At 36.4% G+C, this 12155-nt stretch carries 13 protein-coding genes; 5 read left to right on the top strand and 8 right to left on the bottom strand.

Annotation, left to right across the window (positions count from 1 at the left end):
• Positions 1-26: 26 nt before the first annotated feature.
• From RM706_RS12845 to rlmB, 3 genes are all read left to right on the top strand, one after another.
• Entirely contained in the window at positions 27-1721 is a 1695-nt protein-coding gene (locus tag RM706_RS12845; RefSeq protein ID WP_311352159.1) for a SusD/RagB family nutrient-binding outer membrane lipoprotein, read from the top strand.
• 14 nt (positions 1722-1735) lie between these two features.
• The gene (locus tag RM706_RS12840; RefSeq protein WP_311352157.1) at positions 1736-2650 is read left to right on the top strand and encodes a hypothetical protein; all 915 of its coding nucleotides are present in this window, start codon (positions 1736-1738) and stop codon (positions 2648-2650) included.
• Between the two features lie 332 nt (positions 2651-2982).
• Positions 2983-3720 (top strand): 23S rRNA (guanosine(2251)-2'-O)-methyltransferase RlmB, encoded by a 738-nt coding sequence (rlmB, locus tag RM706_RS12835; protein WP_311352155.1) that lies wholly within the window; start codon positions 2983-2985, stop codon positions 3718-3720.
• Here rlmB and RM706_RS12830 read toward each other — a convergent pair.
• Positions 3717-4445: a rhomboid family intramembrane serine protease gene (locus RM706_RS12830; RefSeq protein ID WP_311352153.1), complete on the bottom strand. Its 729-nt coding sequence runs from the start codon at positions 4443-4445 to the stop codon at positions 3717-3719. The genes rlmB and RM706_RS12830 overlap by 4 nt on opposite strands.
• An 81-nt stretch (positions 4446-4526) precedes the next feature.
• Between RM706_RS12830 and RM706_RS12825 the strand changes: the two genes are divergently transcribed.
• Entirely contained in the window at positions 4527-5804 is a 1278-nt protein-coding gene (locus RM706_RS12825; RefSeq protein WP_311352151.1) for a replication-associated recombination protein A, read from the top strand.
• On the opposite strand, the gene RM706_RS12820 is transcribed toward RM706_RS12825, so the two are convergent.
• From RM706_RS12820 to radC, 6 genes are read right to left on the bottom strand one after another with little or no spacing between them, the layout of a single operon-like run.
• Positions 5801-6631 carry a hypothetical protein gene (locus RM706_RS12820; protein WP_311352149.1) on the bottom strand — a complete coding sequence of 277 codons (831 nt, stop codon included), beginning with the start codon at positions 6629-6631 and terminating at the stop codon, positions 5801-5803. The two genes, RM706_RS12825 and RM706_RS12820, sit on opposite strands and share 4 nt — an antisense overlap.
• Before the next feature lie 13 nt (positions 6632-6644).
• A complete protein-coding gene (locus tag RM706_RS12815) occupies positions 6645-8096 on the bottom strand; it encodes a DUF5723 family protein (protein WP_311352147.1) in 1452 nt (483 codons plus the stop codon).
• Positions 8093-8641: a hypothetical protein gene (locus RM706_RS12810; protein ID WP_311352145.1), complete on the bottom strand. Its 549-nt coding sequence runs from the start codon at positions 8639-8641 to the stop codon at positions 8093-8095. Before RM706_RS12810 ends, RM706_RS12815 begins: the two co-directional genes overlap by 4 nt.
• Positions 8642-8700: 59 nt before the next feature.
• Positions 8701-9390 (bottom strand): YjjG family noncanonical pyrimidine nucleotidase, encoded by a 690-nt coding sequence (locus tag RM706_RS12805; RefSeq protein WP_311352143.1) that lies wholly within the window; start codon positions 9388-9390, stop codon positions 8701-8703.
• Positions 9383-10678 carry a polysaccharide deacetylase family protein gene (locus tag RM706_RS12800; RefSeq protein WP_311352141.1) on the bottom strand — a complete coding sequence of 432 codons (1296 nt, stop codon included), beginning with the start codon at positions 10676-10678 and terminating at the stop codon, positions 9383-9385. The genes RM706_RS12805 and RM706_RS12800 overlap by 8 nt, the downstream gene beginning before the upstream one ends.
• The gene (gene radC, locus RM706_RS12795; RefSeq protein WP_311352140.1) at positions 10679-11377 is read right to left on the bottom strand and encodes a RadC family protein; all 699 of its coding nucleotides are present in this window, start codon (positions 11375-11377) and stop codon (positions 10679-10681) included.
• 84 nt (positions 11378-11461) lie between these two features.
• On the opposite strand from radC, the gene RM706_RS12790 reads away from it, so the two are divergent.
• Positions 11462-11905 (top strand): DUF1569 domain-containing protein, encoded by a 444-nt coding sequence (locus RM706_RS12790; protein WP_311352138.1) that lies wholly within the window; start codon positions 11462-11464, stop codon positions 11903-11905.
• Between the two features lie 32 nt (positions 11906-11937).
• Here the strand turns inward: RM706_RS12790 and RM706_RS12785 are convergent, their stop codons facing one another.
• Entirely contained in the window at positions 11938-12123 is a 186-nt protein-coding gene (locus tag RM706_RS12785; protein WP_311352136.1) for a hypothetical protein, read from the bottom strand.
• Positions 12124-12155: the final 32 nt, after the last annotated feature.

Genomic DNA, 12155 nt, shown 5'->3' with positions numbered 1-12155 from the left:
TGCACACATTATAAAAATTGAAAGAAATGAAAAAAATAATTTATTTAATAGTTGGTATCGCACTCGTGGTTCAAATAGAATCCTGTGAAACAACGGAATTGGATCTTACACTAAATCCGAATGCACTTACAGAGGCCGACTTAGATGCGGACAACTTGCTTGTTACGATACAAGAAAGTTTCGCCAGACATATTAACGGTGGAGGTAGTGGAGAAGAGGTCTTCAATGCCGGTAATGAAGGGCTCGATGAAATGGGAATGGACCTGACTAGAATCGGAAACTTTTTTGGACAACTGTACAACAATCAGTTTCAAGCCGCTACGCAAGATGATGAATGGAACAATGCCTACAGAGGGGTTTTAGAGACTTCTGAGGCTTTGATAACCGTGGCAGAAGAACAAGGGCTTACAAGACATATAGGTATGGCTAGATTTTTTCAAGCGTATACCTATTCTTCTATGGTTGATTTTTTTGGTGATATTCCGTTCAACGATGCCTTACAGGCAAGAGAAGGAGTCTTTGCTCCGACATTGACCCCTGGGGCTGATGTATATGCCGCATGTTTTGATTTGCTAGATCAAGCAGATGCGAACTTTACGAACGCTGCTGTCCGAGAACCTGCAAATGATTTATTTTATAATAATGATTTTGATAAATGGCAATTGGCCACCAATACCCTTCGCTTAAAGCTGTTGGCTCAGACCCGTTTGGTCGACTCATCTGCCGAGGCGCAGTTTAATGCCATTATTGCCTCTGGTAATTACATTCAGAGTACCGATGATGATTTTCAATTTCAATGGGGTACGAATCAATCTCAGCCAGAAACAAGACATCCAAGATATGTCGATGGCTTCTCTGTAACCGGAAGTGGTGATTACATTGCAAACTGGTATATGGAACGTATGTTTGAAGTGAATGATCCTAGGCTACGCTATATTGTATATAGACAGACCAATGGGGTGCCAGGTTCTGATACTCCACCTACTGCACCAGATGCTGGGCAATTGGGCTGCTCTGTTATTACGAACCCTCCTCCGCAGTATCTAGCTGGCGGATTTACATTTTGTTCTTTGGACAATGGCTATTGGGGTCGTGATCATGGAAGTGAAGAAGGAATTCCTGCTGATGGCTTCTTGCGATCCACTTGGGGCGTATACCCATTTGGTGGGCGCTTTGATGATTCACGTTTTGAGGAAGTTGGCCAGGACACTGGCGCTCAGGGGGCCGGTATCACACCGATACTAACAGCTCACTTGGTGCAGTTCTTGCAGGCTGAGATGGCCATGGCGGCCGGAAATGAGGTTGGTGCAGGAACACTATTGCAACAAGCGGTAGCTACCCATATAGACAAAGTACAAAACTCGGGCATTGTAGATCCGGACGCCGATGACTCTTTTGAACCAACAGAACAAAACGTTACTGATTTTCTAGCAACTGTAGATGCGAGCTTTCAAAACGCTAATACTGAAGGTAAATGGAATGTATTGGGAGAACAGTTTCTAAGAGCAAGTGTTGGTATGGGTATAGATGCCTATAATTTTTATAGAAGATCGAATTATCCGACTGTCTTACAGCCGAATATCAATCCTAATCCGGGTACCTTCATGAATTCAGTATTTTACCCTGCGAACTCTGTTAATACCAACAGTAATATCAGCCAAAAACCAAATAATGCTGTATTTGTTTTTTGGGATACTAATGGTACTCCACCTGCTAATTAAAAAAATAAGATAACATGAAATATTTAAATATAATTTTAAGCATAACGCTGGTATTTATCTTTACGACTTCGTGCGAACCAGATGATAATGTATTTTTAGATGCAACTGCTACCCTAGAAGCGGGAATAGTTGTAAGGACCTTGAACCTTACTGGAACTTCTTTTGACTTTTTCAACGTACAAGACGGGGAACTTGCCGTTGATTTTGAAATCCAGGCGCCAGAAGGCCAAGTGGTTTCCCAGGTCGAAATTTTTGCTGACTTTCAAGACAATACGTTCTTCGATACTGAATTCAACACGAATGGTACAACAGCGGTCGATGAGACATTGATACAGACCATACCAGCTTCTGAATTGACATCAGGTCGTTTTGGATTTCCAACGGGAAGTTTCTCTTTTACTTACCAGAATTTGTTGGATCTGTTAGGTCTAGCAAATAACTTGGACACCGTTTTCAACTCTGACCAATTTGTTGTGCGTGTTGCGGTGACCATGGAAGATGGAAGGGTCTTTTCTAATGATGGAACAAATTCACCATCTTTGGAAGATGGGTTTTTCTTATCTCCTTTCCGTTATTTCTCAACTATTGTTTGTCCTATTGTGGTAACAGGTGATATAACCATTGAGTTTGAAGACACCTTTGGTGATGGTTGGAACGGGGCAGAGATTATCGTGACCAATGATGGAGAAGCAACTTCATACACCTTGGATGATGGGTCTTCGGGCTCCGTAACCGTTTCGCTTCCTGCTAGTGGTGTCCAAAGCCAGAGTATCGCATATTCTGGAGGGTCTTTTGATGAAGAAGTGGGTTATGTGATAACCAGAGTTTCTGATGGTAGGGTATTGGCTTCTTTTAGCCCCTCTTCAGATGGTCCTCCGGATGGAGCTATCACTTTAGATACTGGTACAAATCCTTGTATTCGCGAGTAGCAAATAAACCAGAGTAAAAAAAATCGTCCAGAAACTAATTTCTGGACGATTTTTTTTTGCTTTATCTTTGGTTGCCTGCCCCTTTAAGTTTAAACGATTACATTTAAAATATTAAAATTGGTGATATAGTGGCAATCGGATCTTGAGAGCAAAAGACTTAATTGTGCTATTAACATATCTTCGAAACTTGTTTCTTGCTATAAATTAAAATTCGTAGAGTGTATAAAACTATTCCAGCCCTCTCATATAAAAATTAGATAATCGTCAAGGGACTATAGCACCTATTTACCGTATTGTATTTCAAGAATTAGAACCTACCTTTACAACCTATTATGAAAGACAAGCAATTAATTTACGGTATACGTGCTGTTATTGAGGCAATTGAAGCCCAAAAACCAATTAATAAGCTTTTTTTACAAAAAGGCCTTAAAGGTGACCTTTACAGAGAATTAGAAACTAAAATTCGAAAACATGGGCTTAGTGTATCATATGTTCCTATTGAAAAACTAAATCGACTAAGCACAAACAACCATCAAGGGGCAATCGCTCAAATTTCACCTATTGCTTTCCATGATTTTGAACCCTTGATAGAAAAACTTTTCGAAGAAAATAAGAAACCGCTATTACTGCTTTTAGATAACGTCACTGATGTTAGAAATTTTGGAGCTATTATTAGGACTGCGGAATGTACAGGAGTTGACGCTATAATTGTACCTAAAAGTGGTTCAGCGCCTATTACAGACGATACCGTTAAAACTTCGGCCGGGGCTGTTTTCAATGTTCCTATCGCAAAGGTTGATCATTTAAAAGATGCTATTTTTTATCTTCAAGCCTCTGATGTAAAAATAATTGGGGCCAGTGAAAAGACTGATGATTCTATTTATACCGTTGACTTTAATTTGCCAACGGCAATATTAATGGGTTCAGAAGAAAAGGGTATATCTCCATCAATCATAAAAATGTTAGATGGTAAGGCAAAACTCCCTTTATTAGGCAGTATCGGCTCTTTAAATGTTTCTGTTGCTTGTGGTGTATTTTTATATGAAGCCTTGCGGCAACGTATGGGTTAAAGGTTTTTTTTAGATTTCTTGAAATCGTAAATTACCTTTATAGCTTCTTCATCAGAAGATGTGGTTTTTTCAATAAAATTACCGTTTTCGTCAAAATGCCTTAAAAATTCATCTTCCTCTTCATTGAAATCATCTTGTTCCCATTTATATTTTTTTGGCTCAGGAATTTCACTTTTAATTATTCTAGCTAGTAAAAGACCTGTTACGAACCCAGATAAATGACCCTCCCATGAAATACCCTCTTCAATAGGAAAAATATACCACAACATGCTACCATATATAAAAACAATAGCAAGAGAAAGCGCAATTAAACGATAGTATTTAGTAAAAACCCCTTTAAAAAAGATAAAACTCGCTAATACATAAATAAGTCCACTGGCTCCAATATGATATGAAGGACGACCAATAAGCCAAGTAAGAAAGCCTGCGATTACTACTCCACTTAATAATACCTTTGTCGCATCTTTTTGGTAAAAGTAAAACAATGTCAATGTCAGAACTGCCAAAGGAATCGTGTTGTTGTAAAGGTGTTCTATTGAACCATGAATGAATGGCCCAAATAAAATGCCCTGTAAACCCAATAGCTTTCTAGGGCTAATACCGTAGTCATTAAAATCAACCCCCAACTGCAGTTCTATCCAAAATACGGTCCATATGGACAAAACAGAGAAAAGGGGTACTAAGAGCATCCCAATTGAAAATTTAAAATATCTCGCTTCTTGCATTATCAAATAAATAGCAAATAATTTACCACATTTATAAAAACGGCTAAATTGTCATCTTCATATTTATTCTATTTTTATAAAATGAATGAACCTTTAGCCGAGAGAATACGACCCAAAACCCTTGCAGATTATATTAGTCAAAGCCACTTGGTAGGTGAAAATGGTTCATTGACTCATCAAATACAAGCGGGTATCATTCCTTCTTTGATTTTTTGGGGACCGCCGGGCACAGGAAAAACTACGCTTGCCAATATTATTGCCGTTGAAAGCAAAAGGCCTTTTTATACGCTTAGTGCTATCAATAGCGGAGTAAAAGATATTAGAGAGGTCATTGAAAAAGCTAAACAAAGTGGTGGTCTTTTTACTGCCAAAAACCCAATTTTATTTATTGATGAAATTCACCGATTTAGTAAATCGCAACAAGATTCACTTTTAGGAGCGGTAGAAAAAGGATGGGTTACCTTAATAGGGGCAACTACTGAAAATCCAAGTTTTGAGGTGATTCCTGCTTTACTATCAAGATGTCAGGTATATGTATTGAATTCTTTTTCTAAAGAAGATTTAGAGGCTCTTTTAGATAGGGCTTTAAAGAATGACACATTTTTAAAATCAAAAAATATTCAATTAAAAGAAACTGAGGCTTTGCTTAGATTGTCTGGTGGCGATGGAAGAAAACTATTGAATATTTTTGAACTATTGATCAATGGAGAAGATAGCCAAGAAATCATTATTACCGATGAAATGGTTATGCAGAAGGTTCAAAAAAACACCGTATTGTATGATAAAACAGGCGAACAACACTATGACATCGTTTCGGCCTTTATCAAATCAATACGAGGTAGTGACCCTAATGCAGCAGTTTATTGGCTAGCTAGAATGATCGAGGGCGGGGAAGATGTAAAATTTATAGCGAGAAGAATGCTTATTCTTGCCTCGGAGGATATTGGAAACGCAAACCCCACTGCACTTGTCTTGGCAAATTCGACTTTTCAGGCTGTGACTACAATCGGGTATCCAGAAGCTCGAATCATCTTGAGTCAATGTGCAACCTATTTAGCAACTTCTGCAAAAAGTAATTCCAGTTACTTGGCCATTAAAAGCGCACAGCACAAGGTTAGAGAAACAGGAGACTTACCTGTACCACTTGCGATACGCAATGCACCTACAAAACTTATGAAAGACTTAGGTTATGGAGATGGCTATGCTTACGCACATGATTATGAAAATAATTTTACAGAAGCCGAGTTTTTACCAAAAGAAATTTCTGGAACCACTTTTTACAAACCAGGTAAAAACACTAGGGAAAATAATATCAAAGAATTTTTGAAAAAACGTTGGAAAGAGAAATATGATTTTTAAAATTTAATGAAAAGTTCTTTAACAACTTTTCCTGTATTACCATTATGTTCTAAATACCACTTTTCATCCTTTTTTAATACTACCCCATTGATATTATCTTGATTGACTAAAAAAACGTTTTCAATCGAAGTCTCTTCCAAGCTATATTTTAGATCACCACCTTGATCCAATAACTCAAACCCATTTTTAGTAGCCTTGGCATACAACCAATCTTTCAAATCTTTTTTCGCGGCCTCCGTTATATTGTTTTTATCAACTTCACCATCGGTAAGAGTCTTATTAATGACTTCAGAAACCGCTTTTTTTACTATGGTTGTATCAACAATGCTTTTATCCTCTATCTGTTTTACATCATCTTTAAAACTTACCGTTATAGTTTCCTTTTTTGATGCAGGCGGTGAAACCTGATAATTATGTTCTAAACCCTTAAACGAAACACAAGCTTCAGTAATAACTTCTTTATAAGCTTTATCTAACTCTTTGGTCTTGGTTTGCCCTTGGGAAGTTTTGAAAATAACCTCGCCCTTACAATCCTTCAATACCAAACTAGCTTTGGTTTTGAAGAAAGATGATTCATTCAATAAATCTGTAAATAGCCCTAAACAGCGATTTTCTTGTAGTTCTAATGGTAGTGCATCATCATAAATTACATTGAACCCTTCTTGAGCCATTTTGTACTTAATTAAAGTGCTGGTCTTAAATTGATTGGGGTTTTTAAATGTGTTAAATTTTACTGGAACAACTATATATTTATAGTCGTTGAGTTGAGCATTCAAAGTAAATTGCATGCTTATAAAAAACACCAATACGGTTAATATCTTATTCATGAAAATACAGTAATCAATTACCGTTCCAAGATATGATATTAAATCCAAATTGTAGGGATGCGTAGTTGCTAGCTGGGATATTTTGATACCCCAAGAGGTTATCGCCCAAAATGTAAAAATTTATTGGGCCTACTTGTAGGTTTAAACCAAGTCCAATATTGGTCAAGGTATATTTGTCGGCCGTATACGTGGTTTTTAAAGCTAAAACCTTCCCCAATCTTTTTTGGTAAAAGGCCGTAAGTGCCGCTTGCGGACCACGAGGTCTATTAATTACAAAAAGATGAGCTCCTAAAGCATTTTTATAATCAAAATTTTCAGTTCTATTTACTGGTTTAATACCACAATCACAGTTTTCAGGCTTATCTCTTTGCTGTCCAAAATTATAGCGATATGAGACATTCAATTTAATTGGTCGCAAAGAAATATAGCTTTCATCGTTTGTTTCAAATGGAATAAGTCGCTCAAAATCGTCCACTAAATCTTGCCAAATATCATTACTGAGATTAGTAAGGTCTTCTGGTAATCTGATTTCAATACCCTCATTGGAAGCAGCTCCATTTAGGGTATAATTTTTTATATCCTTAGTATGGTAAATAAAGCCTAGATCTAAAAGACTAGCCGTCAAAAAAGAATTCTCGTTTAGTTTATGGGTAAAACCCAAGTCAAAACCAAGACCCAAATTACCCCCAAAAAGAGACCTTGATAAAAGTAATTTAGCCAAATCAGCTTGTGTACTGCCAGTATCATCATCTATAATATCAAGAATTTCTTCCACCCCGGAAGTTCTCATAGTAACATCAGCAACAACTGTATTTCGAAGAATATTATCTTCACCCTGTGTGGTTACAAAGTAGCCTGAGTTGCTAGTTGATTTAAACTCATAAACACTTGAATAAATTTTAGCTCTTGCACCAATCGTCCATTTATCATTGACCTTTCTATTGATTCCAAAATGTAATACACTTACGGCTTCTCCCTGCGTACTTAAATCATTGAAATCAAATCGTCTATTCAAATTGTTTGCATTTCCTTCAAATGCTAAAATAGCAAGGTCTTTAGGCCAAAAAATTGAAGCAAAACCTTCACCATATGCTCCAAAAGAATAGTAATCTTTGGGATTTTTGACACTTCTAAACCCAGCATTAAATATTTCTAATTGACCGCTATACCCAAAATCATCATTTTGACTTAAGCTATTTATAACTTTGTCTCGAAACTTCGTCGTAAAATCAATACCATCTTCAGCGAAAAGGTCATTAACAGTAACCCCACTAGTACCAACTTGAAATGAAAAACCGGATAAAACCGGTATTCCAGTATGCCATTTATAGGGTGTTTTTACACCTGGGTTTAAAATTAGTGATTGTGGAATCTCATAAAAATCATATAGCAGCTGTTTGTTTTGCGCATGCGACACTGCCATTCCCATGAGAATGACAAATAAAACTAACTTCACATTTTTCATCGTAGTTTCAGCCTAAATTCTGCGCTTGATCTTAAGATTATTTTAGGCTCTGATAAGGAAGATGTACTAGTAGCATCACCAACATTGTCGCCCCTAACCCTGATATTTGTAGTGTTTCTTAATATATCTAAACTTCTGCCTGTGTCACCGTAAGCTATTTGACGTTCTAAAATTGCCGCCGGAGCAGGTTGAATCGCAAAAAATTCACTATCAAGCACATTTCCATCCGCATCTAGAAAATCAATTGTGATATTAAGTTCTTTTGTCGTTGTATTTTCTACTTCATAAGTGATGACTCCATCTAATACGTTTTCACTCACAAACGCCTCATTAAAGGCTTCAAAAGTGAAAACTTCTGAATAAAAAGCACCACTGCCGGCAAAATTTATTGTGGCTTCATCAGACTCAAAATAAAAAATACTTGATGCTACCGTAGGTTCAACACTCAAATCATCAAATTGTTCAAAATTTTGATCGTCAGCGCAAGAGGACAATACCCCCAATATAATAGCAATTAAAAAAACGCAGAAGACTAGGTTTTTCATTTTTGAGCGATTCATATATAACAGTAAACAATTTGCGTTTACGCTACCCTACTATAACTCTATAAAAAACTTTTTATTTCGTCAAGATGATGAATGATATCAGAGACTTCGTGCCTAGGCTCTTGGTGGGAATTAAAGTGAAGCACATGAATACCAAGATTTTTTGCTCCTATAATATCCGCTTCGAGGCTATCCCCTATCATAAGTGCGCTTTCAGGTTCTACTTGAGCTCGATTTAGTGCAAGTTGAAATATTTTCGGGTCAGGCTTTTTAACACCTGCCATTTCAGAGTTAACTATTACCTCAAAATAATCGCGAATATTTGAAGTTCTTAGTTTCTTCTCTTGTATCTCTTCAAAACCATTGGTAATAATATGCAATCTGTAATTAGGTTTTAAATAGTCTAAAATTTCGATAGTACCAGGAAAAATATGATTGAAGGTAGAAAGGTGTTCTATATAATCTTCAGAAAGAATATTTATGGAATCATCTGCCAAATAAACCCCCAAACTATCAAATGCTTTTTTTAAGCGTTGGTACCTAAGTTCTGCTTTGGTGACACGTTCTTCTCGATATAACTTCCAATACTGCAAATTAATCGGGATATACACCTTCAAAAAATCTGAAAGAACTACGTTAACCCCATTCTGTTCAAATATCTTTTTAAAAGTAAGGGCAGAATTCTTTTCAAAATCCCAAAGAGTATGGTCTAAATCAAAAAATACATCGGTGACCAAATTCTTAAACATAGTATCTTTTTAGTAGGTTACGGTATAGTTCTAACCAATCTATTTTGTGCCTTCCTCCAAGTAATTCGTTAGAAAAAATCATTGTAAACTCTCCGTTTACACTTTTAACCTGTCGATAGAGTACGTCTAATTTTTCAAATACTTGTTCTTGTTTTTTTAATCCTCTTAAGGCATAATCACTTACCATAAAAGGATGCACCTTAATCGGTTGTTGCACTTCAAGATTTATATCATAAAAATAAAATGGGGTACATGTACTAGCCCTAAACCCAATATAATGCGTGTAGCCCATGGTATAATCATCAGTAAACTCAGCTTCGACCAAATTGCGATAAGTTTGCGGTATAACGACCTTATTATATCGTAATCTAGAATATCGTATTGGGCGATTAATAAGATTGGATAATCGTTTTTTTTCTTCTTTTAGAATAGTATTGTCTCGAGATGAGGCCATTGAAGCACTTAATGAAACGATACTATAATCTGCTACTGATTTTATTAAGTATCTAAACTTATTTCGATAGATAGATACATTTTTGTCATGTGTGGAATAGTCCGCAAACTGAAAAAAGAACATAGTTCTTATTTTATAAGCTTTATGTATTTCCATAAGCTCATCAAAATTATCATAGGGATCTTTTTTTAGGCTTAACCAAACCGAAATCCTTTTCACTAAAGCTCTAATTCTAAACTTACTAAAGTCCAGAAAAAAACCTGCAACGTTTCTTGAAAAACCCTTTAGAGCATAACAATGGGAAGAGGTTACGTTAACAATTGAGGTAAACCTATATTTCTTGGGCTTAGAAACTAATTCAGGAAATCGTTCATTCAAAGCTTTCAATAGTTTTTGTGCCCAAAGATCAACTACAGGGCGCTCTAAGAAACCTTCTTGAAACGCTATACTGATTTTAGGTGGAAACCTTCCTAAATCATCCTTCACATGAGGTAGATATTCTTCGTATCTGCTCAACAAATAAAAACTTGCTGAAAAAATATCAAAAGGAATGCTACTCCGGTCCCCAGCTTCAAAAAAACAGGGAACACCTTCCCAATCCGCTATTTTTATAGTAATATCATTAATCCCTTGTTCAAACAACAAATCATTTGACCGCACAAAAAATTCATTCTGCAGTGGTTGCTTTGTATAGGTGATTTTTGGTCCGGAATGCTTTATAAAATCTTCGACCTTAGTAGTAAAGCTAACCTCAACACCCAAGATTCGAGTAAAGACATGCCTCATCACATAGGAAAATCGTTTTGAAATTTTATGGGTATAAACTAATAACATTTAAAGAATTTCTTGATCGGCAAAACTAAAATAGGCCTTTTGAGTAATGATTAAATGATCTAATACTTTTATATCCAAAGCTTTGGCAGCAGATTTCAATTTTTGAGTAATTTGCTTATCTGCCGTGCTTGGTTTTAAGGTACCAGAAGGGTGATTATGGGCCAAAAGCAAACCTATGGCATTATGCTCTATGGCATGCTTTAAAACCAAACGAACATCAACTAAAGTACCTGTTATACCTCCTTTACTTAATTGCTCTTTATGTAGTACTTTGTTTGAATTGTTTAGGTATACTATCCAAAATTCTTCATGCGGCAACTCCCCTATCACGGGTTGCAAAAGTTCAAAAGCAGTTTTACTACTCGTAATTTTTTTGATTTCTTCGACATCCTCACCCCTTCTTCGTCTCCCTATCTCCAGAGCTGAGGCAATCGTAATAGCCTTTGCTTCACCAATACCTTTGAACTTCATAAGCTGTTTGATAGATAGTTTTCCTAGGTCGTTCAAATTATTGTTCACTGATGCCAAAATACGTTTTGATAATTGAACTGCACTCTCTTCACGACTACCAGACCCAATAAGAATTGCTATTAATTCCGCATCAGAAAGTGTTAATCGCCCTTTTTGTGCTAACTTTTCACGAGGTTTGTCATCGTTAGCCCAGTTTTTGATGGAAAAAGAAGCTTGCTTTTCTTGCATTTGTTAAAGATAACTTGATTTTTGGATTTGGCTTTTAGGTATTTAAGTTTGTACCTTTTTATACATATTTATACTTTTATTACCATGAAATCACTTTTAACCGAAGAGGGCTATACAGAAATTAAAGCTAGGCTTGAAAACTTAACTGAGACCTCTGACCGCCACTGGGGCAAAATGACGGTTGGCCAAATGGCCTGGCACTGTCAATACCCACTAAAATTAGCTATTGAAAATAGAGCGAACGACTCAAAAGGTAATTGGTTCGTAAAAACATTCTTCAAAAAATCACTTTATAATGACAAGCTATGGCGGAAAAACTTACCAACAGCACCTCAGCTTAAGGCAAAAGAACCTAAGGAATTTCGTGCCGAATATGATAAATTAAAAGTATTGGTCGACGAATTTGCAAAATTGGATTCAAGAAAGACGTGGTATCCGCATCCCGCTTTTGGGGTCTTCACTAAAGAACAATGGGGGCAAATGGAATACAAACATTTAGACCATCATTTAAGGCAGTTTGGGGTATAAATACATTACAACAAAAGAACACCTATTGCTTTTTAATCAACGTCTTCACTATCATCTACTGTCTGTAACACTTCTGTTTTCACCCTAGTATCATTCACACTTCGATCTTCTTCAAGAATAATATTAGAAATGCCGAGCATAACGGCGACCATTACCAAAGAGCTGCATCGTCTTATAGCTATAAAAAAAGATTTTCTTTTATTTGAATCCTTGCCCATCACACTTTTATTGTCAAAAGCCATTCCCAAAT

It is taken from the genome of Croceitalea rosinachiae (assembly GCF_031846445.1).
GTDB lineage: Bacteria > Bacteroidota > Bacteroidia > Flavobacteriales > Flavobacteriaceae > Croceitalea > Croceitalea rosinachiae.
This window is presented reverse-complemented; position numbering and strand designations above follow the sequence as displayed.